The following is a 26,462-nucleotide window of genomic DNA, read 5'->3' on the forward strand; positions in this document are numbered from 1 at the left end:
TGTCGGTTCCCGCCCGGGCGGGCGATCCCAGCCGGGCCGGCGGCCTCAGTCCGGGCTGCCGGTCCCGGCCCGGCTTCCCGGCGCCGGCCCGCCTTCCCACGCCGGGGCAGGGGTGCAGACGACGGCCGGTCGGGCCGCGTGGCGTTTCAGTCGCGCCGGGCCGGGTTGCCGAGGTGGTGGAGGCCGGTGCCGTACGGCGGCCGGGCGGCGGCCGGTGTGGTGGCCAGTCGGGCGGTGATGACGAGCGTGCCCTCCTCGATCTGGTAGTCCAGGGGCAACTCGAGGCCGCGCATCGCGGCGACCATGCCGGTGTTGGACGCCTGTGTCACTGCGTACACGCTCTCGCAGCCGGCCTCCACAGCCATCGCCACCAGCCGGCCGAGCAGTTCAGCGCCGATGCCGCGCTGCTGCCAGTCGTCCTCGATCAGCAGCGCGACCTCGGTCTCGTCGCCGTCCCACAGCAGATGCCCGAGGCCGACGATGCGACCGGAGGTGGTCTGCGCGGCCAGCGTCCGGCCGAAACGGGGGCTGAGCAGGTGGTTCAGATAGCGGTCCGCGTCGCCGACCGGGCCGTGGTAGCGCATGCCGAGGGTACGGGGCGAGCAACGCTCGTGCATCGCCTTCGCCGCGGCCAGGTCTCCGGTGTCCGCCCGACGGACGGTGATGTCGCTGCCCTCGGGCAGTGTCAGCACGTCCTTGCCGCGCGGGATCCGCGGACCGAGCCGGTTGTCGAGGTCCACCAGCGCCCGGGCACGGGCGAACTCGGTGGGTGTGAACGGCAGATACGGCCGCTCGACGGTGAGCACCCCGCCCTCCGGCGCCGGCAGCCGCATCACGGTGTCCTCCAGCACGCCCTCCACCGGCACCGGCTCGGGGCCGCGCCCCCCGCCGACCGGTGTCCCGGGCAGCGAGCGGATCGTGCACCGGCCGAGCAACTGGCGCAGTGCCAGCGGCAGTTCGGCCGCGTCCAGCGCGGTGCGCGCGGCCAGCCCGAGCACTCGGGTGGGGGCGTCGACCAGGTCGTGGGCATCGGCCCGCTCGATCCAGGTGGACTCCCCGCCGGCCTGCGAGACCGCCCGGGTGATCCCGGCCGCCTCCAGCGTGCCCGGTGCCCGCAGCAGGAACTCGTCCACCGTGCCGTCGGCGAGCGGGTGCGTCTGGAGGCTCAGGATGTCGATGCGCCGCTCGGCCAGTGCCGTGCACAGCGACGCCAGCGAGCCCGGCTCGTCCTTCACCGTGGTCCGCATCCGCCACAGCGCACTGGTGTCGGCCACGGCGTCCGTGTCGTCGCCCGGCTGCCCGGACGGCCCGGCCGACCGCGTATCGGCGGTCGGCCGGGCGCCGGTATCGCCGGTCGGCGGTGCGTGTCCGTGGCGCCGTGCCCACCAGGTGTGGAAACCTGCCGTCGAGGCCAGCACGAGCGCCGAGATCACCAGCAGGGCCGGGCCGCCGGGGCCGTGCCCGACCAGGTTCGCCACCCCGTCGGCCACAGCCACGGCCGTGAACAGCGCGGCGAGCTCGACGACGTCCCGCCGCCAGTGGTGCACGGGGCGTCCGTGCTTCGTCCGGGTCACATCAGACATGTCTGGAGTCATGCAGCCACTGTGAAGGAAGGGTGTTGCGTGATCACGAACTGATTGTGACCGATGGGTAAAGCATGCTCCGTCCGTTTTGTTGCATATTTTACGGCCTGTCGGCTCCGTGCCTCTCGGCCCCAGATCGTGGTGTTGTCGTCGTCCAGTGCTCGCGTCATACGAAAACCGTAGAGGCGACCACTGACAATCGGCCCGACCTGCGAAAACGCCCGTACTGCAGAGGAGTTGACCGTGCCGCGCCCCGTGGGATGACGCCGGTGCGCGGCACGGACGAAGGGTACGTGACCGGCGGGCCGGCCGGTGTCTACTGGCCGACCCGGCCCGGCTGGAGAGTCTGCGTGAACAGCACGGTGCCGTCGTACTCGCGCAGCCGGACCGTCAGCTCACCGCTGCCGCCGTCGATGTCGACCTCGCCGAAGAACTGGTAGCCCTGGGCCGGGGACACATTGGAGGCGGTGGGCGCCTTGACGAACACCCGGTCCGGGCCGAACGTGCCGTCCAGCGCGTTGGCCGGGAAGGCGCCGGCGTTGAGCGGGCCGGAGACGAACTCCCAGAACGGCTCGAAGTCCTTGAACGCGGCCCGGGACGGGTCGTAGTGCTGTGCCGAGGTGTGGTGCACGTCGGCCGTCAGCCACACCGTGCCGGTGATCCGCCGGTGCTTGATGAACCGCAGCAGCTCGGCGAACTGGAGCTCGCGGCCGAGCGGAGCGCCCGGGTCGCCCTGTGCGACGGCCTCGAAGTTCGGCTTGCCCTCGACCGGGTCGGGCACGACCAGCCCCAGCGGCATGTCGTTGGCGATCACCTTCCACACCGCGCGGGACTTGGCGAGCTCCCGCTTGAGCCACTCCAGCTGCTCGCGGCCGAGAATGCCCACCGGGTCCGTGGTCTGGCTGTCCGGGGAGTTCGCGTTGCGGTAGGTGCGCATGTCGAGCACGAACACGTCGAGCAGCGGACCGTGGTGGACGACCCGGTAGATCCGGCCGTCCGGGCGCTCGCTGATGGTCGAGATCGGGAAGTACTCGGAGAACGCCTGCCGGGACCGCAGCGCCAGGTCGTCGAGCTTCGTGCCCGCCGGATAGGGGGTGCCGGTGCCGATGACCTCGCCCGGGTACCAGTTGTTGCGGACCTCGTGGTCGTCCCACTGGATGATGTTGGGCACCTGGGCGTTGAACCGGCGCAGCGCCGAGTCCAGCAGGTTGTAGCGGAAGTTGCCCCGGTAGTCGTCCAGGGTGGTCGCGACGTGCGACTTCTCCTCGGTGGTGACGTTCCGGTAGACGCTGCCGTCGGGCAGGGTCGCGGTCGCCGCGATGGGGCCGTCGGCGTAGATGTTGTCGCCGCTGCACAGGAAGAAGTCGGGGTCGACCTTCGCCATCGCGTCGAAAATGCGGTAACCGCCGATGGACTCGTTGATGCCCCAGCCCTGTCCGGCCAGGTCGCCGGACCAGACGAACCGCACGCCCTGGCGGCGCCGGGCGGGCGCGGTACGGAAGGTGCCGGTGACCGGCTCGCTCGTGCGGCGCGGGTCGTCCGGGTCGGCGAGCAGCACGCGGTAGTGGATCTGCTCGCCGGGCGGCAGGCCGTGCAGCCGGGTGGTGCCGGTGAAGTCCGTGCCGGAGCCCAGCAGCGGACCGTGCCATCTGCGCGGGTTGCGGAACGACTCGGTGGCCGAGGTCTCCACGATCATCCGGGCCGCCCGGTCCGAACGCACCCACACCAGACCGGAGTCGGTGGTGACATCGCCCGCCTGCACGCCCCAGCTCGCCTGGGGGCGCCCGGAGCGGGCGAACGCCGGGGCCGCGCCGAGGCCCACGGGCAGGGTAAGGGCCGCCGACGCGACGAGGGAGCCGCGCAGAACACTGCGGCGGCCGGGGAGCGGACGGTCTGACATGGCTGCGCCTCCAGGAGCGGGATCCGGCCAGTGTGCAGAGCCACACCTACTGGGACGCTGCGGCATGCGCGGAAACCCGAAGTGAACAACGAGCCCTGGGTGCAGTCGCCGATGCGGCGGCGACTGAACGGACCGCCGGCGGCAAGCACCTGCGCTCCGGCGGCTCGACGCCGGCGGGCAACGGTCCGTCCCACAGCGTGGTGCCTCACGGGCGGCCTTGGCCGGCCCGCACCGAGGACGCCCCACCGACGGCCGGAACCGGCCCCCTTCGGCGAGCCCGGTCCAGCCTGCAGCCAGGCAATCGCCGCCGGCCGCCCGTTCAGCGGCTGCCGTCCAGAATGACCCGCGCGACCAGGGCCGGGTCGTCGTTCATCGGGCAGTGGCCGCAGCCGGGCAGCCGTACCAGCCGGGCGTGCGGGATCAGCTGCTTGGCGCGCACACCCTGACGGCGTACGAGGAGCCGGTCCTGGGTGCCCCAGGCCACCGTGACCGGCAGACCCGGCAGGCCGTCGGTGAACCGGACGGTACTGCCCGCCCGCAGCGTCGCGTCGAACCCGGTGGCGCCCACCAGCGCGAGCGTCTCGGCGACGACGGCCTGCGGGGCGCGGCGCGCGGGTCGCGCGTAGATGGTGCTCGTCAGCGCGGTACGGCCGGCCGCGGTGCGCGACAGTCGCTCCACCAGGGGCAGCGGGAGCCGTTGGGCGATGCCCCGCATGGCGAGCAGCACCGCGAAGGCGTACCGGCGCTCGGCCTCCGTCCAGAACCCGGCCGGGGAGAGGGTCGTGACGGACCGTACGAGCTTCTCCCGGCCGAGTTCCAGGGCGAGCAGGCCGCCCAGCGAGTTGCCCGCGATGTGCGGCCGGTCCAGCTCCAGCGCCTCGAACAGGGCGCCGAGCACGGAGTTGGTGGTGGGCAGGTCGTAGGCGAGGCCGGCCGGCAGGGCCGGGGACGCGCCGAAGCCCGGCAGGTCGACGGCGATCACGTCGCGCTCGGTGGCGAGGATGTCCACCACCGGGTCCCAGGCCTGCCGGTGATGGCCGATCCCGTGCAGCAGCACCAGCGGCTCGCCGTGTCCCACGCGCGCGTAGGACACGGTCACGTCCTTAGGGCCGTGCGGAGTGGGGACCTTGAAGGCGACGGTGGCGGACATGGGGTGCTCCTCGGCTGGGTGCTGACGGACGCCGTAGACAGTTTGTCAGCAATTACTACCGGCCGGTAGCCCCTGGTATGAGTACGCCCTGCGCTGCGGCGGTGGTCAATCCGCCCGGCGCACCTCGATGTTGAAGTCCGCGGTCCCCAACTGCCGCATCATGGTGAGCCACAGCGGCAGATACATCTCCGTCGCCCGCGCGGCCCGGATCCCGCCCAGGTCCAGCACCCGCTCGGCCGGCCATCCGAACTCTCCGAGCAGCGCCGTCACCTGCTCCTTGGCCCCGGCGTCCTCACCGCACACGAACAGGTGGTGCGCACCCGGGACCCGGCCAGGATCCACCATCACCTGGCAGTTGACGGTGTTCAGCGTCTTCACCACGCGCGCGTGCGGAAAGGCCCGCTGGATCTGCTCGCCCACGCTGTCCGACTCCACCGGGTCCAGCCGCGGTTGGCCGTCCTCGAAGGCCAGCGGATTGGAGACGTCCACCAGGACCTTGCCGTCGAGGTGTTCGGCGCCGGCCGCCCGCAGGGCGTCGAGCGCCACCCGGCCGCCCACCGCGTTGATGACCACCTCGGCCGAGGCGGCCGCCTCCGCGAAGGTGCCCGCACGGGCCCGCTCCGCCGAGGCCGTGGCCCACTCCAGCGCCACCGGGTTGTCCTTGACGCGCGATCCCAGGGTCACCTCGTGCCCCAGCTCCACCAGTCTGCCGCCCAGCGTGCGGCCCACCTCGCCCGTGCCGAGCACCGCGTATCGCATCGGCCACCTCCCGTTGCCGGCCGCCGACTTCCGGCGGTCCGCGGTCATTGTGATCCGGACCGGCGCCGGACGGGCCGATTCCGGGTGGACAGCCCCGGCGCGTGTCGGATGGGATGGAGCGGTGACCGCCGAGACCGCGACCGATGTCTTCGAAGAGCACCGCCCCCTCCTCATGGGCGTCGCCTATCGCATGCTCGGCCGCGTGGCCGACGCCGAGGACGTGGTCCAGGACGCCTGGCTGCGCTGGTCCCGCGCCGACCGTGCGGAGGTCCGCGAACCGCGCGCCTACCTGGTGCGCACCGCCACCCGACTGGCCATCGACCGGCTGCGCCAGGCGCAGACGCGCGGCGAGGCGTACGTCGGGCCGTGGCTGCCGGAGCCGTATCTCACCGAGTTCGGCGACGCCGCCCCGGACGCCGCGGACCACGCCGTGCTCGCCGACAGCGTCTCGCTCGCCCTGCTGGTCGTCCTGGAGTCGCTGTCGCCGCTGGAACGGGCCGTCTTCGTACTCCGGGAGGCGTTCGGTTACCCGTACGCCGAGATCGCCGCCCTGCTCGACCGCAGCGAGGCGGCGGTACGGCAACTCGCCGGGCGGGCGCGCCGGCACGTCGACGAACGGCGGCCGCGCTACGACGTCGACCCCGGCCGGCGACGCGAGCTGACCGAACGATTCCTCGCCGCCGCGGCCGACGGCGACCTGGACGGGCTCATGTCCCTGCTCGCCCCGGACGTCCGCCTGGTCGGCGACAGCGGCGGCAAGGCCAAGGCGCCGCTGCGGGTCCTGCACACCGCCGACAAGGTCGGCCGGTTCCTCGTCGCCGTCGCGCAACAGTCCGCGGCGGCCCTGTCCTACCGCTTCCTGGAGGCCAACGGCGGCCCGGCGCTGCTGGTCCTGTCCGACGGCAAGCCCGAGAACCTGGTCCAGGTGGACATCGCCGAGGGCCGCGTCGCGGCCGTGTACATCGTCCGCAACCCCGACAAGCTGCGGCACCTCGCCGACCGCTGAGCCACCCGCCGCCGAACCGCACGCGGCCCGCGAGCCCCCGTTCCGCGACGGGGGCTTTGCCGCGATGTCACACACACCGCCGTGCACGAACGCCTTGTGAACGCTCCGCGGCAGGTCGGCTGTGCGTTGCCCAGGGGATCGAGGATTGGTCTTGACCAAGGGTGAAGGCCGCCCTATGGTCGCAGAGAAGTGCAACAACCTTTAATAAACAAGGGCGCTAAAAACCGCCGACCACGGCTCTTGCGGAGGACAGGGTGGGGACCACGCAGCTGGAATCGGTACCGGAACCGAAGTACTGGCATCTCAAGACCGTGCTGAGCGAGGCACTGGACTCGGAGTTCTCGGTCGGCGAGATCCTGCCCAACGAGCGCGACCTCGCGGCCCGCTTCGGCGTGGCCCGCGCCACGCTCCGCCAGGCCCTCGAACAGCTCGAGCTGGAAGGCCGGCTGCAGCGCCGCCGCGGTGTCGGTACGACCGTCGCGCCTCCGCGTGTGGGCGTGGCCGTCGGCACCGAGCAGCACGTCTGGCCGGGCGCCGCAACGGACGCGTGGCAGCCCGTCGACTGTGACCAGACGGTGCCGCCCGCCGCCGTCGCCATGGCCCTGGAGACAGGCGCGGACGAGCCCGTGCACACCGTGCGCCGCTCCCGGATGTCCCACGGCCAGCGGGTCGCCACCGAGCTCCTCTACGTCCCGGCGGCCTCCGTCCCCGACCTCACCGCGATCGACGCCCCGTCCGGTCCGGCACGCGCGCGTGCGGTGCTGCGTGAGCTCCAGCACCTGACTCTCGAGGGCCAGGACCGTGCTGTGGAGCTGGGCTCCGCCCGCGCCGACGACGCCAAGGACCTCGACCGGCTCCCCGGCTCCCCGGTCCTGGTCGTCACCACCCGCTTCTTCGCCGCGGGCCGCACCACCGCCCTGTCCGTCGCCACCTACCGCGCCGACACCTGCCGGCTGACCTTCGGCGACTCACCCGAGGTGGAGATACACCACGACCCGGAGCGCCGGGCTTCCTGACCTCCGGGTCCTTCCACAATGCCGGGTGCGGCCAACCCCCTGGGGGCGCGGGGAACCGCGCGACCAGCCACGACGGTGCCGCAGCAGCAAGACCAACCGCACCCGGCACCCGCGGCTCTCCCACGGGCACCGCTCAGCGTCGCGCCGTCGCCGAGCCGTCCACCGCGAACAACTGCTCCTCGACGTGGTCCAGAGCCAAGCGCAGCGCCCCCGTGGCCACGGCCGCCTCGCCCAGCAGGGACAGCGCCACCTGCGGAGGCCGCAGGCAGTAGCGGGCCAGTTCGCGGCGCAGCGGTTCCAGGACACCGTCGAGACCGGCCGCCCACCCGCCGATCACCACCAGCTCGGGATCCAGCGCCAGCACCAGCGCGGCCACGTCGTGCACCAGCCGCTGGATGAACCGTTCCACGGCCGCCCGCGCGCGCTGGTCGCCCTCGCGGGCCAGCGCGAACACCTCGGCGACCGCCTGTTCGTCCAGCGGGTGCAGCGGCTCGTCGGTGGTGGACAACAGCGTCTCCGGAGTCGCCTCGCGGCCCAGCAGATGGAGCGCGCCGATCTCCCCGGCCGCCCCGCCGTAGCCGCGGTGCAGCCGCCCGCCGATCAGCGAACCCGCGCCCGGGCTCAGCCCGGCCAGCACGAACACCACGTCGTCCGACTCGGTGGCCGCGCCCTTCCAGTGCTCGGCGACGGCCGCCGCGTTGGCGTCGTTCTCCACCAGCACCGGGCACTTGAAGGAGCGGCTGAGCCGCTCACCCAGGTTCAGGCCGGTCCACTGCGGCAGAGCCGTGCTCAGCCGGACCGTGCCGTCGGCCTCCACGATCCCCGGCGTGCCCACGCCCACGGCCCGCAGTGAGCTGCGCGCCACGCCGGCCCGGCGCAGCAGCTCGGCGACCGCGCCGCGCAGCCTCTCCAGCCGCTCGTCCGCCGGTGCCGTCTCGTCGACCTCCTTGGCCTGAGTTCCCAGCACCCGTCCGTCCAGGTCGGACAGCAGTGCGGCGACCCGGTGCGGCCCGATCTCCAGGCCCAGCAGATGCCCCGCCTCGGCCCGGAACCGGAACCGGCGCGCTGGTCGCCCCTGACGCCGCGCGGTGCCCTCCTCGGCCGCCTTCTCGACGACGAGCCCCGCCTCGATGAGGCCTTCCACGACCCCCTCGACGGTCGGCCGGGACAGTCCGGTGACCCGGGTGATCTCGGTGAGCGTCGCGCAGTCCGTGGCACGCAGTGCGTGCAGCACCACCGCGGAATTGATCCTTCGCAGCAGCGAGGGATCGCCACCGGTCAGCTGCCCCACCGTCCGTCCTCCCAGCTCGCGGGCGTGTTGGGCGGATCGTACTCGGCCCGGCGCGCCCCGGCGAGTGCCGGCTGCCGCACGGCCGGCCCGGCTCACCCCGGCTCGACGAACCCCCGACTCGTACGCCGCGATCACCGCCTGGGTACGGCCGCGCGCGCCGTGTGGATCCGCTCGCTGCTGCGCCGGCTCGCCGCGGAGGGCCGTACGGTGCTGGTCTCCAGCCATCTGATGGGCGAGACCGCCTCCTTCGCCGACCATCTCGTGATCCTGGGACGGGGGCGCCTGCTGGCCGACACTCCGGTCCGGGAGTTCATCCACGCGCGCGTGCGGCCGCACGTCGGGACCCGCACCACCGAGCCCGCGGCGCTGGACGACCTGCTCGCCCACGGCCTCGACGCCTCACCCGCTGCGGACGGGGCCCACACCGTGCGGCACGCGCGCGTGGAACTCGCCGCGCACGAGGGCACCCTGGTGGAGGCCCACCTCCATCTGACTGCGGCCGAGGCCGAGTTCACCGCACTGCCGATCCGTACGCTGCGCTCACTCGTCGGCGGTCTGGCCGCGCTCCTCCTCGCCACCACCGCGTTCTCGATGCTCGCGGCCGGGGACGCCGACGGCTCGGACCCGCTGTACTCGGCGTTCGTCGGTGTGAGCCTCGGCCAGATCGCCGCGGTCGCCTTCGGCACGACGGCCGTATCCGCCGAGTTCCGGGGCGGCGCGCTGCGGCTGACGCCGTCGGCGGTTCCTGGCCGCCGGCGGTGGTTCGCCGCCAAGGCCACCGCGATCGCCCTGCCCTTGCCGGCCGTCGGCCTGCTCACCGGGCCGGTCACCCTGCTCGTCGGCAAGTCGGTCCTCGGCGCTTCCGGCCCGGCCTGGAGCGAGGGCCTGCGCGGCGCCGTCGGCTGCGGACTCACCTGACGCTGATGGCGCTGTTCGCCGCCGGACTGACTGCCGTACTGCGCAGCGGTGTCGCGACCCTGTCCGTGCTGATCCCGTTCCTGCTGGTCGTGTCCTTCGTCATCGGCGACCTGTCCGCCGGCGTCGCCGGCTTCCTGTCCGACCGCGTCGGCCAAGTCGCCCTGCACAGCGCCTGGGACGGCACCCTCGGCCCATGGAGCGGGCTCGCGGTGACCGCGCTGTGGTCGGCGGCCGCCCTGCTCGCGGGCGCATGGACGCTGGACCGCGGGGACGCCTGACAGCCCGCCAATTGTCAGTGGCGCCCGCTTTACTGGATCACATGGACATCGCGAACCACCTCGCTGTGATCGACCGGCTGTGCGGCCAGGAGTTCCCGGCGGAGCCCTGCCGGTCCGAGTCGGGTACGGCAGGACCGGGTTACGCCACCGTGCCGTTAGAGACGAGCCACGGGATGCGAGTGGGCCACGCCTGGGTGCGGGAGCGGACCGCCACGGATTTCCAGGTGTACCGGGAGGCCATAGCGGAGCGGCTGCACGACCGCTGGGGCCGTCAGCCGCCGTGGGGCCAGCTCACCGTGCGCCTGCGCCTGAGCCGTGGCGAGGAGATACCGGAACCTTGGGCCACCCTCAGCCTGCTCACCGACGAGCTGGATGTGTGGCAGTTGACGGAGGCCGGTCGCTGGGTCGCCGTCGGCGTCGCCGACCGGGACCGCGCGGACGAGATACGGCTCCTCGCGGTGGTCACGGAGATACCTCCGCCGTGACCACCGGCCGCGTGGCGTCGGCAGCCGGCCCGACTCCGCACTGCGCCACCGTCACGCAGATCCCCGGCCGTGACCGCTAGGCCTGCGCGGCGACCCGCAGTCGGGCGAACTCCTCCGCCATGGTCGCCGCCGTCCAGTGCGCGTTCAGCCCGCTGGGATTGGGCAGCACCCACACGCGGCTGTCCCCGATGGTCCGCTCCTGCGGTCCCACCTGCGCCGCGCGCTCGCCGAAGGCGGCCCGGTACGCGGTCACCCCGACCACGGCGAGCCACTGCGGCCTCAGCCGCGTCACCTTCTCGGTCAGCAGCCGGCCGCCCTCGACGTACTCCTCGGCGGTCAGCTCGTCGGCCCGCGCGGTCGCCCGCGCCACGACGTTCGTGATGCCCAGGCCGTGCGACAGCAGCTCCTGCTGTTCGGCCGGTTCCAGCAGACGCGGAGTGAAACCGGACAGGTGCAGGACCGGCCAGAAGCGGTTGCCGGGACGGGCGAAGTGGTGACCGGTCGCCGCCGTCATGAGCCCCGGGTTGATGCCACAGAAGAGCACCCGGAGGCCGTCCGCGACGACGTCCGGTACGAGACGGTCGCGGGCGGCCTCCAGTTCCGCCGTGGTGAACCGGGGCGAGCGGGAGGAGCGGGGCGAGCGGGTCAGAGGATCGCTCCGGGGGTGTATCCGGCCGCCTCCGGGTGCTGCTTGACGATCTCCTCGATCCGGCCGACGACGACACCGACCTGGTCTGCGGCGGCGCCGGTGAAGGACAGCTTGTCGGCCATCAGGGCGGCGAGCTGGTCGCGGTCGAGGGGGAGACGGTCGTCGGCGGCGAGCTTGTCGAGCAGGTCGTTGCGCTCGGCGCCCTGCTCACGCATCGCGAGCGCGGTGGCGACGGCGTTCTCCTTGATCGCCTCGTGCGCGACCTCGCGGCCGACCCCGGCCCGCACCGCGCCCATCAGCACCTTGGTGGTGGCCAGGAACGGCAGATAGCGGTCCAGCTCACGGGCGACGACCGCCGGGAAGGCGCCGAACTCGTCCAGCACGGTCAGGAAGGTCTCCAGCAGGCCGTCCAGCGCGAAGAACGCGTCCGGCAGGGCCACCCGGCGGACCACCGAGCAGGAGACGTCGCCCTCGTTCCACTGGTCGCCCGCCAGCTCGCCGGTCATCGAGGCGTAACCGCGCAGGATGACCATGAGGCCGTTGACGCGCTCGCAGGAGCGGGTGTTCATCTTGTGCGGCATGGCGGAGGAGCCGACCTGGCCCGGCTTGAAGCCCTCGGTGACCAGCTCGTGCCCGGCCATCAGCCGGATCGTCCTGGCCAGCGAGGACGGCGCCGCCGCCAGCTGCACCAGCGCGGTGACGACCTCGTAGTCCAGCGAGCGCGGGTATACCTGGCCGACCGAGGTGAACGCCTGCGAGAAGCCCAGGTGCCGCGCGATCCGGTTCTCCAGCTCGGCGAGCTTGGCCGCGTCGCCGCCGAGCAGGTCGAGCATGTCCTGCGCGGTGCCGACCGGACCCTTGATGCCGCGCAGCGGGTAGCGGGCGAGGAGCTCCTCGACCCTGCCGTACGCCACGAGCAGCTCGTCGGCGGCGGTTGCGAAACGCTTGCCCAGCGTCGTGGCCTGCGCGGCCACGTTGTGCGAGCGGCCGGCCATGACCAGCTCGGCGTACTCGCCGGCCAGCTTGCCCAGGCGCGCCAGCACGGCCACCGTACGGTCGCGCATCAGCTCCAGCGAGAGCCGGATCTGCAGCTGCTCGACGTTCTCGGTGAGGTCGCGGGAGGTCATGCCCTTGTGCACGTGCTCGTGCCCGGCGAGGTCGTTGAACTCCTCGATCCGCGCCTTCACATCGTGCCGGGTGACCTTTTCGCGCTCGGCGATCGAGGCCAGGTCGACGGTGTCGAGGACACGCTCGTAGTCGGCGATCGCCTCGTCCGGCACCTCGATGCCGAGGTCCTTCTGGGCGCGCAGCACGGCGAGCCAGAGCTGCCGCTCCAGCTTCACCTTCTGCTCGGGGGACCAGAGAGTGGCGAGCTCGGCGGAGGCGTAGCGTCCGGCGAGGACGTTCGGGATGCGGGGCTTGGCGGGCGCGGCAGAAGTCACGTGACCAGATTCTACTGGCGGTTCGTGCAGGCCAGCGCCACCGCCCCCTTCGGCGGAACCTACGAGAGCCGTGTCACCGGGTGGCCTCCGTCGGCTCGGCCGGCTCCCGCGGCCCACCGGCGTCAGCCAGTTCGGCCAGCACGTTCGCGTGGCACAGCTCCGGCGCGCACCAGCACGCCAGCGTCTTTCCCCGCAGTTCTTCGACCAGCTCCAGCAGCTCCGGCCGCTCCAGCAGATAGGCCCGGTACATCGCCATGACCTCGGCTCGGGTGCCGTCCCGCTTCTTCTTCGGGGTGTCGTACGCGAAGGGGTTGTACAGCGGGTGCCGGGGCAGATCCCAGCCGCCCATGGTCCAGCGGCGGCCGACGTAGACCACATCCGCGGGCGCGTGTTCCAGCCGGGGACCGAGCTCGTGGATCCGGCCCCGGACGTTGGTCACCCGCGTGGTCATGACGGCGAGGCTACGCCTGAGCCTCGTACGGCAGAAGTTCCGGGCGCTTCGGCGGGCGGCCGTCCCCGGAGGAGCGGCCGGTCAGGCGCCGGCCTATCCAGGGGAGCAGGTGCTCACGGGCGAACCGTGCGTCCGCCGCCCGGCGCGTCACCCAGTTCGGCGGCACCGTGGCCGGCATCGGCACGTGCCACTCGGTGTCCTCCGGCTCGTATCCGAGCGTCTGCCAGACCGCTTCGGCGACCCGGCGATGCCCCTCCGCCGTCAGATGCAGCCGGTCCACGTCCCACAGCCGGGGGTCGCCCAGCGAGGGCGCACCGTACAGGTCGACCACTACCGCGCCGTGCCTGGCGGCCAGGTCCTCCACGCACGTGAACAGCTCCTCCATGCGCGGCCGGAACCGCTCCAGCACCGGGCCCTGGCGGCCGGGGCTGCGCATCAGCACCAGTTGCTTGCAGGACGGTGCGAGGCGCTCCACGGCCTCGGTCAGCAGGCTCTTCACCCGGCCCATGTCGCACTTGGGCCGCAGGGTGTCGTTGAGCCCGCCGACCAGCGTGATCACATCGGCGTTCATGGCCGCGGCCACGTCGACCTGCTCGTCGACGATCTGCCTGATCAGCTTCCCGCGCACGGCCAGGTTGGCGTACCGGAAGCCAGGCGTGCGGGCAGCCATCCGTGCGGCGAGCAGGTCGGCCCAGCCCCGGTAGGAGCCGTCGGGCAGCAGGTCCGACATGCCCTCGGTGAAGGAGTCACCGACCGCGACCAGGCTGCTGTACGGGGGAGATGTGGGATTAGTGTGCATGGCGTGAGCGATGCTATCCCGGCTCCATACCCGCCGGTCGGTCACCCCGTAAAAGCCCGCCCCCACCCCGTAAAAACCGGGACTCGCCCGGAAACGCCGGCCCCACCTCGAAGACGCCGGCCCTCATCCCGGGTCGGACCCCGTCCGATTCGCCGGAGGCTCACGCGGGCTGGCCGAAAAGCTCGCGCAGCACGTCCTCCATGGTCACCAGGCCGGCCAGCCGGCCGTCGTCGCCGAGTACCGCAGCGAGGTGCGTACGGCTGCCGCGCATCGCGGTGAGGACGTCGTCCAGCGGGGTCCGCTCCCGTACGCGCGCGATGGGCCGCATGTCCCGCAGCCGGAACGGCACGTCCCGTGGCGAGGCGTCCAGCGCGTCCTTGACGTGCAGATAGCCCACGATCCGGCGGCCCACGTCGACGACGGGGAACCGGGAGAAGCCCGAGTCGGCCGACAGCCGCTCCAGCTGCTCCGGGGTGACGCCCATGTGCGCGTACACCACCCGACTCAGCGGCACCACGACATCGCGCACCGGCCGGCTGCCCAGCTCCAGGGCGTCGTGCAGCCGCTCCTGCGCGCGGTCGTCGATGAGCCCCGCCTGGCTGGCGTCCTTGACGATCTCGGCGAGTTCGGTGTCCGTGAAGGTGGCCGCGACCTCGCCCTTCGCCTCGACCCTGAGCAGCTTCAGCAGTCCGTTCGCGAAGGCGTTGACCGTGAAGATCACCGGACGCAGCGTCCGGGACAGCGTGACGAGCGGCGGGCCGAGCAGCAGCGCGCTGCGCACCGGTTCGGCGAGCGCGATGTTCTTCGGGACCATCTCGCCCAGCAGCATGTGCAGATAGGTCGCCAGGGTCAGCGCGATCACGAAGGACACGGCATGACCCGCGCTCACGGGCACACCGACCGCGTGGAACACCGGCTCCAGCAGATGCGCGATCGCCGGCTCGGCGACGACACCCAGGACCAGCGTGCACAGCGTGATGCCGAGCTGGGCGGCGGCCAGCAGCGCGGAGACGTGCTCCAGACCCCACAGCACGCTCTTCGCGCGCCGGTCGCCCTCCTGGGCCAGCGGTTCGACCTGCGAGCGGCGCACGGAGATGAGCGCGAACTCGGCGCCGACGAAGAAGGCGTTGACGACGAGGGTCGCCAGGCCGATCAGCAGCTGTACGGCGGTCATCGCGTCCCCTCCGCGGTCTCGTGGGCCTGCGCGTCGTCCAGGGGTGCGTGCAGCAGCACCCGCGCCGCGCGGCGGCCCGTGGCGTCCACCACGTCCAGCCGCCAGCTCGCGACCTCGACCGTGTCACCGGTCACCGGTATCCGGCCCAGCAGGGTCGCGACCAGGCCGGCCAGGGTCTCGTACGGTCCCTCGGGCATCCGCAGCCCCACGCGCGCGAGCTGGTCGATGCGGGCGTAGCCGTCGGCCGAGTACAGGGCGCGGCCCTGTTCGTCCGCGCCGGCGGGGGCGAGGTCGGGCGTCTCGTGCGGATCGTGCTCGTCCCGCACCTCGCCGACGACCTCCTCGACGATGTCCTCCAGGGTCGCCACGCCTGCCGTGCCGCCGTACTCGTCGATGACGACGGCCATGGTGCGCTTGCCGCCGAGCCGGTCCAGCAGCCGGTCGACGGTCAGGGACTCGGGGACCATGAGCGGCTCGCGCATCACCTGGGAGACGCGGCGGTGGCGGCGCTGCTCGGCCGGCATGGCCAGGACGTCCTTGATGTGGGCGACGCCGACGACCGAGTCCAGACCGCCCTGGTAGACGGGGAAGCGGGACAGACCGGTGGCCCGGGTCGCGTTCGCCACGTCCTCGCAGGTCGCCTGCGCGTCGAGGGCGACGACCTGGACGCGCGGGGTCATCACGTTCTCCGCCGTCAGGTCGGCCAGGTTCAGCGTCCGCACGAACAGCTCGGCGGTGTCCGGCTCCAGCGCGCCCTCCTTGGCGGAGTGCCGGGCGAGTGCCGCCAGCTCCTGCGGACCGCGTGCCGAGGCCAGCTCCTCGGCGGGCTCGACGCCGAACCGGCGCACGACGTGGTTGGCGGTGTTGTTCAGGTGCGTGATGAAGGGGCGGAAGGTCGCGCTGAACCAGCGCTGCGGGTTGCCGACCCGCTTGGCCATGGCCAGCGGCGAGGAGATCGCCCAGTTCTTCGGCACCAGCTCGCCGACGACCATCAGGAACACCGTCGACAGGGCCGTGCCGAGCACCAGGGCGACCGAACTCGCCGTACCGGCGGAGAGGCCCATCGCCCGGAACGGGCCGGCGAGCAGCTTGGCGATGGAGGGCTCGGCGAGCATACCGACGACCAGGTTGGTGACCGTGATGCCGAGCTGGGCGCCGGAGAGCTGGAAGGTCAGGTTCCGTACGGCCTTCAGGGCACCGGCGGCGCCGCGCTCGCCGCGCTCGGCGGCCCGCTCCAGCTCGCCGCGCGACACCGTGGTCAGCGAGAACTCCGCCGCCACGAAGGCGCCGCAGGCCAGCGACAGCAGGATGGCCACCAGGAGGAGGAGCACTTCGGTCATCGGGTCACCCCTGTCCCATGATCGGACAGGGCAGGACGGGGCGCGCGGTGGCGCGGACCGGGGGGCTCGCCCATGGGCGGACGCTCACACCTTTCACAGAGGGCCGAGTGCTCCCTCCATGGTAAAGGATGGGCAAAGAATGCTCGGCGCTCAGCCGGTGAGCGGCTTCACCCAGCGCCGCCAGTGCTCCTCGGGGCCGTAACCGGCCGCGCCCCAGGCGTGGTGCGCGGTCTGGTTGCGGACCAGCACCATCGCGTCCGCGCGCCGCCCGCCGAGCCGTACGAACCGCTCCTCGGCGGCGGCGAGCAGCGCCGAGGCGATGCCCTGCCGGCGCCGCTCCGGGTGCACCGCGAGCCGGTACAGATGGCAGCGCCAGCCGTCGAAGCCCGCGATCACCGTGCCCACCAGCTCGCCGCCCGACTCGGCGAGGATCAGCGCCTCGGGGTCGCGGGCCACCAGCCGCTCCATCCCGTTCGGGTCGTCGCTGATGCTGGTGCCCTCGGCGGCCGTCTTCCAGAAGTCGAGCACCGCGTCGAGGTCGGCGCGGGCTGCCGGGCGCATGCGCAGATCGGTCATGCGGTCATCGGAGCATGCGGCGCGAGTCGCGCACGGGGATTTCCATCATGCGGACTCCTCACGCAGCCGCTCCATCACCGGCGCGAACGCCTCCATGTACGGCTCCAGCACGGTCAGGTAGGAGAAACCGAACCGCTCACGCTGCGCCCGCACCCGTGCCAGGACGTCCTGCAGCGGACCGGCCAGCACGATGGGCAGGGCCAGTGCCGCCTCCAGGGTCAGCTGGGGCTGCCGTTCCAGCAGCGGTTTCAGCACGGGCTCCGGGTCGTCGGTGACCGCCACGAGCTGGATGAGCAGGTTCAGCTCCGCCGGTTCCGCCCGGCCCGCCGCCAGGCCCCGGTAGCGCGCCACCCGCTCGTCCAGCTCCTCGGCGGTGAGCGGCTCCAGCGTGCCGCCGGCGGATCCCGGCCGGGCCCCGGTGAAGGCCGCGATGTCCGCGTGCTCGGCGGCCAGCCGCAGCATCCGGTCGCCGTTGGCGCCGATCAGCAGCGGCACCCGGGACTGGGCGGTACGGGGCTGGTACTCGTCGGAGCCCAGCAGCCCGTCCAGTTCCTCGACCGTGCGCCTCAGGTGGTCCACCCGCTCGCGCGGTGAGCCGTACGGCAGCCCCGCCGTCTCGTGCTCGGCCGGCACATACCCGGTGCCCAGCCCGAGTTCGAGGCGCCCGCCGGTGAGCGCGTCCGTGGTCGCCACCTCGCGGGCCAGCAGGGCCGGGTTGTAGAACCCCGCGTTGAGCACGAACGTGCCGAGCCGGGGCCGGTGCGTCGCCTCGGCCGCAGCGACCAGTGCCGGGAACGGGGCGGGCATCCCGAGGTGATCGGGGACGAGGATCACGTCGTAGCCCAGCTCCTCGGCGCGCCGGCACTTCGCGCGCCACTCGGCGGCGGGCGCGGGCGTGAGCAGATTGACCCCGAAGCGGAACGGACGTGACATCAACTCTCCCCGTGGGCAGGTGGCTTGGGCTACGGTCGCGATTCCATCACTCGTGCGCGATCGCCGCCAGCACGTTCAATCGCGACGCGCGCAGCGCCGGCAGCAGGGCCGCCACCACTCCCACCACCGCCGAGCCGATGACGACGGCGACGATCGTGGTCCAGGGGAACGCCAGCGCCGTCAGCCCGCGCAGGGCCAGCACCTGCTGCATGCACACGCCCCACACGAGTCCCAGCGCCAGCCCGAGGACCGCGCCGAACACCGCGATCACCACCGACTCCAGCCGGATCATCCGGCGCAACTGCCGTCGTCCCAGCCCGATCGCGCGCAGCAGCCCGATCTCCCGGGTGCGCTCCACCACCGACAGGGCGAGGGTGTTGACCACACCGAGCACGGCGATGACGATCGCCAGCCCGAGCAGCGCGTACACCAGGTAGAGCAGGACGGCGATCTGGTCGTGGACGAGCTTTTTGTAGTCGCTCTGGTTGCGCACCTGGACCTGCGGGAACGACCCCAGCGCCCGCTGCAGGCGGGGGCGCAGGTCCTGCGGTGCGGTGCCGGGGGCCGCGTTGACGTAGAGCGCGGCGTCCTGGGCTTGCGGCCCGTACTTCTCCAGGGTGGCGAGACCGAAGTACAGGCCGCCCTGGGCGCCGAAGCCCTCGGCCGTCTCCTGCTTGGTGAGCGCGGCGACGGTCAGCTCGGTGTGCCGGCCGCCGGGGAACTCCACCGGGAGGACGCTGCCGACGCGCACGCCGTGGTCCCTGGCGAAGTCGGCGTCCATGGCGAGGTGACCGTCCGCCAGCGCCGCCGCCGAACCACCCCGCGCGTAGGTGAGGTGCACGACGTCGTCGAGCCGGGGGCCGTACGCGGCGGCCGCCGTCGTGATCCGGCCGCCGTTCGGCAGCCGTACGGCGACCTGGGTGAGCCGCTGCTCCACGACGAGCCCGACGCCGGGGGTGCGGGCCACGGTGTCCCGCACCTGCCTGGTGAAGGGAGTGAAGTTGGTGTTCTGGACGATGAAGTCGGCGCCCAGCGTCTTGTCGATCTGCCGGTCGAACGACGCGGACATCGACGCGCTCGCCACCGACATCCCGCCGACCAGGGCCAGGCCCACCATGAGCGCGGCGGCGGTGGCGCCCGTACGGCGCGGGTTGCGCAGGGCGTTGCGCTGGCTCATCAGGCCGACCGGGCCGAACAGCGCGGGGAAGGCCGCGCCCAGCACCCTGATCACCGGCCGCACCAGCAGCGGACCGGCGACCACGGTCGCGATCAGGGTCAGGGCCACGCCGACCCCGAGCAGCGAGGCCGCCTGGGCGGTCTTCGTGGCCGTCGCGCACCCGGCGAGAGCGGCCGCGCCGACCACCCCGATCACCGCGCCGGCGATCGCGCGCGTCCGCAACGGCTTGCCCACACCGGCGACTTCGGCATCCGCGAGCGCCGCCATCGGCGAGACGGCCGCCGCGCGCCGCGCGGGCAGATAGGCGGCCACGAACGTGACGCCGACACCGACGACGTACGCCGCGACGGGTGTGCCCCAGCCGATGACCATCTCCGTGGCCTTCAGGTTCATCCCGAAGGCGCTCATCAGCCGGATCAGCCCCAGCGCCAGCCCGATCCCGGCCGCGAGGCCGAGCGTGGAACCGACCAGCCCGAGCAGCAGCGCCTCCGTGAGCACCGACCGCCGCACCTGCCGCCGGTCCGCGCCGAGCGCCCGCAACAGGCCCAGTTCACGGGTGCGCTGGGCGATCAGCATCGAGAAGGTGTTGACGATGAGGAACACGCCGACGAGGAGGGCGACACCGGCGAAGCCCAGCATCACGTACTTGATCACGTCCAGGAACGTGCCGAGGCTGGCCGCCGCCGACTTGGCCTGCTCGTTCGCGGTCTTCAGGTCGTAGGTGCCGGTGCCGACCGCCCGGCCGACGCGCTGCTTGAGTTCCGTGTCGGACACGCCCTTGGCCGCGTCCACCGCGATGCTGGTGGCCTTCGCGGGGGAGCCGAGCAGTTCGCGGCCCGCCACCGCCGGGTCAAGGAACACCAGGGCCGCGCCGGGGTTGGTGGTGGTGAACGTGGCGATGCCGACGACCCGCACCCGGAACGTGCCCGGCTGTGCCTCCACGGTCAGCGTGTCGCCGACCCGTACGTGCTTCTTGCCCGCGGTGTCGGCGTCCAGCAGCGCCTCGCCCGCGCCGTGCGGGGCGTGGCCGGAGGTGAGCTTCACCGGGCTGCGGTGGGTGACGTACCAGGCCAGCGCGATGGTCGGGGCGCCGGTGGTCGGGCCGACGGACCGGTTGCGGCCGTCGACCACGACGGCGTTCTGCACCGACACCTCGGCGCGGGCCGCCGCGACCCCGTCGACCCTCGCCACGCGGTCCCGCAGCGCGGCCGGCAGCGTCTGCACCGAACCGCTCACCCGGGCCGACCTCAGGTCCAGCTGTTTCGGCTGGACCGTCACGTCGGCGGCGGTGGAGGCGAACAGCCGGTCGAACGTGCGCGTGACGGTGTCGGAGAAGATCAGACTGCCCGCGACGAACGCCACGGACAGGATCACGGCCAGCGCGGACAGCGCGAGCCGCCCCTTGTGCGCGAGGAAGCTCCTCAGGGTCGCCTTGAGCACCCGGTCAGTCCTCTCGGGCGGTGCCGTCGTCGTCGCCGAGCCGGTCCCGGACCACGTCGAACCGTTTCATGCGTTCCAGTACGGCCTCCGCCGTCGGCCGTTCCATGTCGTCCACGATGCGCCCGTCGGCGAGGAAGAGCACCAGATCGGAGTGGGCGGCGGCGCCGGGGTCGTGGGTGACCATGACCACCGTCTGCCCCAGATCGTCCACCGCCTCGCGCAGGAAGCCCAGCACCTCCAGTCCGGCTCGCGAGTCGAGGTTGCCGGTCGGCTCGTCGGCGAAGATCAGCTCCGGCCGGGAGGCCAGCGCCCGCGCGCACGCCACCCGCTGCTGCTGACCGCCGGAGAGCTGGGCGGGCCGGTGCGTGAGCCGGTCGCGCAGGCCGAGCGTGTCGATGACCTGGTCCAGCCACAGCGGGTCGGGTTTCCGGCCCGCGATGTCCATGGGCAGGGTGATGTTCTCGGCGGCCGTCAGCGTCGGAATGAGGTTGAACGACTGGAACATGAACCCGATCCGGTCCCGCCTGAGCCGGGTCAGCTCCCGCTCCCTCAGCCCGGTGATCTCGGTGCCGCCCAGCCAGACCTGGCCCGCCGACACCGTGTCGAGCCCCGCCAGACAGTGCATCAGCGTGGACTTCCCGGACCCCGAGGGCCCCATCACGGCGGTGAAACGGCCGCGCGCTATGTCCACGTCCACCGAGTCCAGAGCGATGACGGCCGTCTCGCCGGAGCCGTACGCCTTGGTCAGCGCACGGGCGCGGGCCGCGACGGCGCCGTCCGGTGCGTGCTGCGCTGCAGGTGTGGACAAGACCGCCTCCCGGTCGCCGGAACCGCCCGTCCCGGGCGAGCGTAGGCGACAAGCCGACCCGGCGCACCGGTTCCGCGCGCCCTTGCTTTGCTAGCACGGCGGCGCTAGCGTCGAGGCATGGCGAAGACCCAGCTGAACGTGCGCGTGGACGAGGGCACCGCCCGCGCGGCCCGCGAACGCGCCCTGGCCCGTGGCATCAGCGTCAACCGCTACATCGAAGAGCTGGTCAGACAGGACACCGGCGAGGCCGGCCGTACGTTCGTCGAGGCCGCCGCCGACTTCATGAAGCAGTACGAGTCCGTGTTCGCCGAGGAGTTCACCGAGACCCGCGGGACCGGCAGCGGCGTCGGGGACGGCCGCTGATCCCTTGAACGAGCTCAGCATCGACCTCGCCTGGCTCCTCATGCTCGCCGAACAGAAGACGCCCGGGGATCCCCAGGTCACCGACTGGGGCGCGCTGGTCGCCGCCGTCGCCCGGCACCGCGCCGAGATATTCGGCGTGCCCGTATACGACAACCCGCACGCCCGGGCCGCATCCCTGCTCCAGCTGCTGATCCACCTGCCGGCGCTGGAGCGCTCCAACGCGCTGTTCGCCTCGGCGGTCGCCTATGCCTACCTGGTCGCCAGCGGCGAGAAGGTGGCCACCTCGCCCGAGCAGGTGCGGGACCTCGCCCGGCTGGTGAAGGAGGGCGAGGCCGACGTGGACGACATCGCGCGCGAGCTGCGCCGCTGGAGCCTGTGAGGTCGGTCGTGGCGCGGGGACCCGTCACCGTGGCTGCTGCGCGAGGCCTGTGATCAGCGTGCGTCCGGCTCGTCCGGCCGCCAGGCGACCCCGAGCGCGCAGTACGAGGACGGAAGCGCCGGGCCGTTCTCCGGCATCAGCACCTGCCGCTGCGGGCCGAGCGTGAACCCGGCCTCGCGCAGCGCGGCCACCGGCTGCCGGGCCAGATGACAGCCGCCGGTCAGAGTGGGCCACAGAGTCCGGTCCAGGGTGCGCTGGGTCGTCGTCATCAGGCGGCCGCCGCCCTGGCCGTGCTCGAAGAACCGCACCTGACCGCCCGGTTTGAGCACCCGTCGGACCTCGCCCAGCGCGCGTGCCACGTCCCGCACGCTGCACAGCACCAGGGACAGTACGGCCGCGTCGAAGGCCTCGCTCTTGACCGGCAGCGCCTCCGCCGCGCCCGGCACGACGTCGACCGGGACCTGAGCGCGCAGGGCCGACTCCAGCGCCAACTGCCGCAGCAGCGGCTCCGGTTCGATCGCGACGACCTCCGCGACGGCGCCCGGATAGTGCGCGAAGTTCAGTCCGTTGCCCGCGCCGATCTCGATCACTCGCCCGGACAGCCCGGCGAGCAGCCGCTGCCGTATTCCGGCCATGCCCATCCGGGTCTCGGCGCTCACGCTGTACCGGGCGTAGAAGCGGGCGAACAGGGGGTGGTGGACGGGACTCCGCGCCACCTTGTCGGAGCCGGACAGCAGCCGCATGGGGAACCTCCCGGAGGGACGGCCTAGGAACAGTGTCCCCCGTAGAAGGCCACCGCACCCCCGGCGCGTGTGCCACTGCGCGGGGACGAGGTCAGGCGGGCTGCCACAGCTCGACCCGATTGCCCTCGGGATCGGTGACCCAGCCGAATCGGCCGACGCCCTCCATGTCCTGCGTCTCTTCGGCCACGTCCGCTCCCTTGGCGTGCAGTTGCGCGAGCATCGCATCCAGGTCGCGGACCCGGAAGTTGAGCATGGTCTGCTGGTCGCGGGACCCGAAGTAGCCGGTCTCGGACTCGAACGTCGCGAACACCGTCGGCCCGGCTCCCTGGCGCCACAGACCGTTCTCGTCGGCGTCCAGGCCCAGGCAGTCGCGGTACCAGGCGCTCAGGGCAGCCGGGTCGGCAGCCCGCATGAAGTAGCCGCCGATTCCAAGCACACGTTCCATGCCGCCATCTTGCCAGGACGGCGGTCGGAAGGTCGGCCGACGGCGTGGGACGGGCCGGGATCCGGTGCTGCCCGGCACCGGTCCCGTACACCGTCCCGGTCTACGGCGTCACCCGTACCCGGAACGCCTCCGCGTCCCATGTGCCGTCCAGGCGGGGGGCCAGCCACTCCGGTGCCGCCCTGCGGAAGCCGGGGGGCGGCAGCGCACCCGCCCCGGAGGGGATCGCGCCCAGCAGGGGGGCCGCCGCGACCTCCGGCAGGTCCGTGACGTTGCAGCGGGTGGCGAGGTCGGGGCAGTCGGGCCAGCTGCCGATCACCACGCCGGCCAACTCCAGGTTCCGCCGGCGCAGTTCGAGCGCCGTCAGCTCGGTCGTGTTGAGGGTGCCCAGGCCCGCCTGGGCGACCACCAGCACCGGTGCGCCGAGCAGCGCGGCCGCGTCGGCCAGTGTGCCGCCGGCCGCGTCGAAGCGGACGAGCAGCCCACCCGCCCCCTCGACCAGCACCAGATCGTGCTCGGCGGCCAGCTTGGCCGCCCGGTCGGCCACCTCGTGCGGGTGGACCGGCGCCATGCCCGCTCGGCGGGCCGCCGTGCCGGGCGCCAACGGCTCGGGATAGCGGGCCAGTTCGGTGGCCGTGACGGGCCCCGCGAGCCGCGCGACCTCGTCGGCGTCCCCGCGCTCGTCCGGCCGTACACCCGTCTGTGCGGCCTTCAGCACGGCCACCGAGCGCCCGGCCGCGAGCGCCGCGGCGGCGACGGCGGCGGTGGTGACGGTCTTGCCGACCTCCGTACCCGTGCCCGTGATCACCAGTACCGGCATGTCATCCCTCCCGCGCCGCGGCGCACACCGCGCGCGCGATCCTTGCCACATCCTCGTCCGAGGTGATGTACGGCGGCATCGTGTAGATCAGGTCGCGGAACGGGCGCAGCCACACGCCCTCCCGCACGGCGGCCGCGGTCGCCGCGGCCATGTCCACCTCGTGGCCGAGCTGGACGACGCCGATCGCCCCGAGGACGCGGACGTCGCGGACGCCGGGCAGCTCGCGAGCCGGCGACAGGCCCTCCCACAGGCCCGCCTCGATGCGTTTGACCTCCGCCCGCCAGTCCTGGCCCAGCAGCAGTTCGATGGACGCGCAGGCCACGGCCGCCGCCAGCGGGTTGCCCATGAACGTCGGTCCGTGCGCGAGCACCGGCACCTCGCCCCGCGAGATGCCGTCGGCGACCCGCGCGGTGCACAGCGTGGCCGCCAGCGTCAGATAGCCGCCGGTCAGCGCCTTGCCCACACACATCACGTCCGGGGTGACGTCCGCGTGCTCAGCCGCGAACAGCGCGCCGGTACGGCCGAAGCCGGTCGCGATCTCGTCGAAGACGAGCAGCACGTCGTGCGCGTCGCAGGCCTCGCGCAGCACCCGGAGGTACGCGGGCGAGTGGAAGCGCATCCCGCCCGCGCCCTGCACCACCGGCTCCACGATCACCGCGGCCAGCTCCTCCGCGTGGCGGCCGATCAGTGCGCGCAGATGGTCGGCGTACGACTCCTCGTACTCGGTCGGCGGTGCGTCGGCGAACAACTGGTGCGGCAGCACGCCCGACCACAGCGCGTGCATCCCGCCCTCGGGGTCGCACACCGACATCGGGTTCCAGGTGTCGCCGTGGTAGCCGCCCCGCCAGGTCAGCAGCCGCTGCTTGCCGGGCCGGCCGAGGGAGCGCCAGTACTGCAGGCACATCTTCACCGCGACCTCGACCGACACCGAACCGGAGTCGGCCAGGAACACGTGCTCCAGGTCCTTTGGTGACATGTCGACAAGGTGCTTCGCGAGCCGTACGGCGGGCTCGTGCGTGAGCCCGCCGAACATCACATGGCTCATCCGCCCGAGCTGGTCGTGGGCCGCCTCGTTGAGGACCGGGTGGTTGTAGCCGTGGATCGCCGACCACCAGGAGGACATGCCGTCCACCAGCTCGGCCGAGCCGTCGGCGAGCCGCAGCCGGACCCCGCTCGCCGACTCCACGACGAGTGGTTCGGCACGTCCGGGCATCGGGCCGTACGGATGCCACACATGCCGTCGGTCCAGCTCCAGCAGCTCGGGGACGCTCAGGCCGGGCAGATCAGGCATTGGGCGCGAGGTCCGTTCCGGCGCCCCGGCGACGCACGGCCACCAGGTCGGTGCGCGGCTCCTGCGTGGCGGGCGCGGCCGCCGTACCGCCCAGGTCCCCGCCCTCGTGGCCGCACGCGCCCGTGCCCTCGTGCGAGCCGCAGCCCTGGTGCGAGCCGCAGACCGATCCGCAGCCGGCCGCGGCCTCGACCCGGTGCTCCGGCAGCGTCACCTCGCCGGCGCCCTCCACCTCGAACCCGGCGTCCGCGATCATCTCCAGGTCGGCCTTGCCGGCCTGGCCCTCGCTGGTCAGGTAGTCGCCGAGGAAGATGGAGTTGGCCAGGTGCAGCGCGAGCGGCTGCATCGTGCGCAGGTGGACCTCGCGGCCGCCCGCGATCCGGACCTCCACGTCGGGGCAGACGAACCGGACCATGGCGAGGATCCGCAGACAGCGCTGCGGGGTGAGGTTCCACTCCTTGGCCAGCGGGGTGCCCTCGAAGGGGATGAGGAAGTTCACCGGCACCGAGTCCGGGTCCAGTTCGCGCAGCGAGAACACCACGTCGACCAGGTCCTCGTCGCTCTCGCCCATGCCCGCGATCAGACCGGAGCAGGCGGACAGGCCGGCCGCGTGCGCCTTCTGCACTGTTTCCACCCGGTCGGCGTACGTGTGCGTGGTCGTGATGTCCGCGTACGTCCCCTCGGACGTGTTGAGATTGTGGTTGTAGGCGTCCGCGCCCGCCTCGCGCAACCGCTCGGCCTGGCCGTCGGAGAGCAGGCCGAGGCAGGCGCACACCTCGACTTGCTCGTTCTGCTCCTTGATGGTCCGGATGGTCTCCGAGACCCGGTCCACGTCCCGGTCCGTGGGACCGCGCCCGCTGGCCACCAGACAGACCCGCTTTGCGCCGCCCGCGAGGCCCGCGGCGGCCGCCTGGGAGGCCTCGTCGGGCTTGAGCCAGGTGTACTTCAGGATGCCGGCCGTCGAGCCGAGCCGCTGGGAGCAGTAGGAGCAGTCCTCAGGGCACAGACCCGACTTGAGGTTCACCAGATAATTGAGTTTCACGCGTCGCCCGAACCAGTGCCGGCGCACCTTTCCGGCCGCGGCCACCACATCGAGCACGTCGTCGTCGGAGGTGGCCAGAACGGCGAGCGCTTCCTCGCGGGTCGGCAGCTCGCGCCGAAGCCCCTTGTCCACCAGCGTGTTCAGCAGGTCCATGAGGCCTGATCCTGTCCTACGGGACCGCCCCGGGCCAAGGAGAGTTTGCACAACGGA

Annotated in this window: 25 protein-coding genes and 2 pseudogenes; 7 read left to right on the plus strand and 20 right to left on the minus strand. The window is 72.6% G+C overall.

The genetic code is table 11. The features are described from left to right. Positions 1-146 precede the first annotated feature (146 nt). From LMU33_RS02865 to LMU33_RS02880, 4 genes are all read right to left on the minus strand, one after another. Positions 147-1,583, minus strand: coding sequence for a GNAT family N-acetyltransferase (locus LMU33_RS02865; protein ID WP_228617058.1), 1,437 nt, complete (start codon positions 1,581-1,583; stop codon positions 147-149). 316 nt (positions 1,584-1,899) lie between these two features. After that, complete coding sequence (locus tag LMU33_RS02870; RefSeq protein WP_228617059.1) at positions 1,900-3,483, minus strand: alkaline phosphatase D family protein; 1,584 nt, start codon at positions 3,481-3,483, stop codon at positions 1,900-1,902. A 319-nt stretch (positions 3,484-3,802) separates the two neighbouring features. Beyond that, complete coding sequence (locus LMU33_RS02875; RefSeq protein WP_228617061.1) at positions 3,803-4,633, minus strand: alpha/beta fold hydrolase; 831 nt, start codon at positions 4,631-4,633, stop codon at positions 3,803-3,805. Between the two features lie 105 nt (positions 4,634-4,738). Further along, entirely contained in the window at positions 4,739-5,392 is a 654-nt protein-coding gene (locus LMU33_RS02880; protein WP_228617062.1) for an NADPH-dependent F420 reductase, read from the minus strand. A 121-nt stretch (positions 5,393-5,513) separates the two neighbouring features. Here LMU33_RS02880 and LMU33_RS02885 point away from each other — a divergent pair, with 121 nt between their 5' ends. After that, a complete protein-coding gene (locus LMU33_RS02885) occupies positions 5,514-6,398 on the plus strand; it encodes an RNA polymerase sigma-70 factor (RefSeq protein ID WP_228617064.1) in 885 nt (294 codons plus the stop codon). A 254-nt stretch (positions 6,399-6,652) separates the two neighbouring features. Then, positions 6,653-7,414, plus strand: a complete 762-nt coding sequence (locus tag LMU33_RS02890) for a GntR family transcriptional regulator (protein WP_228617066.1) — start codon at positions 6,653-6,655, stop codon at positions 7,412-7,414. Positions 7,415-7,547: 133 nt separating this feature from the next. On the opposite strand, the gene LMU33_RS02895 is transcribed toward LMU33_RS02890, so the two are convergent. Continuing rightward, positions 7,548-8,705 (minus strand): ROK family transcriptional regulator, encoded by a 1,158-nt coding sequence (locus tag LMU33_RS02895; RefSeq protein ID WP_228617067.1) that lies wholly within the window; start codon positions 8,703-8,705, stop codon positions 7,548-7,550. A gap of 159 nt (positions 8,706-8,864) precedes the next feature. On the opposite strand from LMU33_RS02895, the pseudogene LMU33_RS02900 reads away from it, so the two are divergent. From LMU33_RS02900 to LMU33_RS02910, 3 genes and pseudogenes are all read left to right on the plus strand, one after another. Then, positions 8,865-9,230, plus strand: a pseudogene (locus LMU33_RS02900) (ABC transporter ATP-binding protein); the annotation flags it as partial. After that, positions 9,225-9,901, plus strand: a pseudogene (locus tag LMU33_RS02905) (ABC transporter permease). The pseudogenes LMU33_RS02900 and LMU33_RS02905, both read left to right, overlap by 6 nt. A gap of 41 nt (positions 9,902-9,942) precedes the next feature. Continuing rightward, complete coding sequence (locus tag LMU33_RS02910; RefSeq protein WP_228617069.1) at positions 9,943-10,386, plus strand: hypothetical protein; 444 nt, start codon at positions 9,943-9,945, stop codon at positions 10,384-10,386. A gap of 76 nt (positions 10,387-10,462) precedes the next feature. Here LMU33_RS02910 and mug read toward each other — a convergent pair whose 3' ends face one another. The 10 genes from mug to LMU33_RS02960 form a co-directional block, all read right to left on the minus strand. Further along, a complete protein-coding gene (gene mug, locus LMU33_RS02915) occupies positions 10,463-10,984 on the minus strand; it encodes a G/U mismatch-specific DNA glycosylase (RefSeq protein WP_283844077.1) in 522 nt (173 codons plus the stop codon). Between the two features lie 47 nt (positions 10,985-11,031). Further along, entirely contained in the window at positions 11,032-12,477 is a 1,446-nt protein-coding gene (purB, locus tag LMU33_RS02920; RefSeq protein ID WP_228617071.1) for an adenylosuccinate lyase, read from the minus strand. A 73-nt stretch (positions 12,478-12,550) separates the two neighbouring features. Beyond that, positions 12,551-12,928, minus strand: coding sequence for a DUF4326 domain-containing protein (locus LMU33_RS02925; RefSeq protein ID WP_228617073.1), 378 nt, complete (start codon positions 12,926-12,928; stop codon positions 12,551-12,553). Between the two features lie 10 nt (positions 12,929-12,938). Then, positions 12,939-13,727 (minus strand): SGNH/GDSL hydrolase family protein, encoded by a 789-nt coding sequence (locus LMU33_RS02930; RefSeq protein WP_228617074.1) that lies wholly within the window; start codon positions 13,725-13,727, stop codon positions 12,939-12,941. 160 nt (positions 13,728-13,887) lie between these two features. Next, on the minus strand, positions 13,888-14,901 hold the full coding sequence (locus LMU33_RS02935; RefSeq protein ID WP_228617076.1) for a hemolysin family protein: 1,014 nt from the start codon (positions 14,899-14,901) through the stop codon (positions 13,888-13,890). Then, complete coding sequence (locus LMU33_RS02940; protein ID WP_228617078.1) at positions 14,898-16,241, minus strand: hemolysin family protein; 1,344 nt, start codon at positions 16,239-16,241, stop codon at positions 14,898-14,900. Before LMU33_RS02940 ends, LMU33_RS02935 begins: the two co-directional genes overlap by 4 nt. 150 nt (positions 16,242-16,391) lie before the next feature. Beyond that, on the minus strand, positions 16,392-16,817 hold the full coding sequence (locus tag LMU33_RS02945) for a GNAT family N-acetyltransferase (protein ID WP_228617079.1): 426 nt from the start codon (positions 16,815-16,817) through the stop codon (positions 16,392-16,394). A gap of 45 nt (positions 16,818-16,862) precedes the next feature. After that, the gene (locus LMU33_RS02950) at positions 16,863-17,750 is read right to left on the minus strand and encodes an LLM class F420-dependent oxidoreductase (protein ID WP_228617081.1); all 888 of its coding nucleotides are present in this window, start codon (positions 17,748-17,750) and stop codon (positions 16,863-16,865) included. Positions 17,751-17,796: 46 nt separating this feature from the next. Continuing rightward, positions 17,797-20,367 (minus strand): ABC transporter permease, encoded by a 2,571-nt coding sequence (locus LMU33_RS02955; protein ID WP_228617082.1) that lies wholly within the window; start codon positions 20,365-20,367, stop codon positions 17,797-17,799. Positions 20,368-20,371: 4 nt separating this feature from the next. Further along, positions 20,372-21,175, minus strand: coding sequence for an ABC transporter ATP-binding protein (locus tag LMU33_RS02960; RefSeq protein WP_228617084.1), 804 nt, complete (start codon positions 21,173-21,175; stop codon positions 20,372-20,374). Between the two features lie 117 nt (positions 21,176-21,292). Between LMU33_RS02960 and LMU33_RS02965 the strand changes: the two genes are divergently transcribed. After that, positions 21,293-21,538 carry a toxin-antitoxin system HicB family antitoxin gene (locus LMU33_RS02965; RefSeq protein WP_228617085.1) on the plus strand — a complete coding sequence of 82 codons (246 nt, stop codon included), beginning with the start codon at positions 21,293-21,295 and terminating at the stop codon, positions 21,536-21,538. A gap of 4 nt (positions 21,539-21,542) precedes the next feature. Next, positions 21,543-21,917, plus strand: coding sequence for a fic family toxin-antitoxin system, toxin component (locus tag LMU33_RS02970; RefSeq protein WP_228617087.1), 375 nt, complete (start codon positions 21,543-21,545; stop codon positions 21,915-21,917). 53 nt (positions 21,918-21,970) lie between these two features. Here the strand turns inward: LMU33_RS02970 and LMU33_RS02975 are convergent, their stop codons facing one another. From LMU33_RS02975 to bioB, 5 genes are all read right to left on the minus strand, one after another. Next, entirely contained in the window at positions 21,971-22,660 is a 690-nt protein-coding gene (locus LMU33_RS02975) for a class I SAM-dependent methyltransferase (RefSeq protein ID WP_228617089.1), read from the minus strand. Between the two features lie 91 nt (positions 22,661-22,751). Next, positions 22,752-23,105, minus strand: a complete 354-nt coding sequence (locus LMU33_RS02980) for a VOC family protein (protein WP_228617090.1) — start codon at positions 23,103-23,105, stop codon at positions 22,752-22,754. Positions 23,106-23,205: 100 nt separating this feature from the next. Further along, the gene (gene bioD, locus LMU33_RS02985; protein ID WP_228617092.1) at positions 23,206-23,922 is read right to left on the minus strand and encodes a dethiobiotin synthase; all 717 of its coding nucleotides are present in this window, start codon (positions 23,920-23,922) and stop codon (positions 23,206-23,208) included. Between the two features lies 1 nt (position 23,923). Further along, entirely contained in the window at positions 23,924-25,213 is a 1,290-nt protein-coding gene (locus LMU33_RS02990; protein ID WP_228617093.1) for an adenosylmethionine--8-amino-7-oxononanoate transaminase, read from the minus strand. Continuing rightward, entirely contained in the window at positions 25,206-26,405 is a 1,200-nt protein-coding gene (gene bioB / locus LMU33_RS02995) for a biotin synthase BioB (protein WP_228617095.1), read from the minus strand. Before bioB ends, LMU33_RS02990 begins: the two co-directional genes overlap by 8 nt. Positions 26,406-26,462: the final 57 nt, after the last annotated feature.

Source organism: Streptomyces barringtoniae (assembly GCF_020819595.1).
Lineage (GTDB): Bacteria > Actinomycetota > Actinomycetes > Streptomycetales > Streptomycetaceae > Streptomyces > Streptomyces barringtoniae.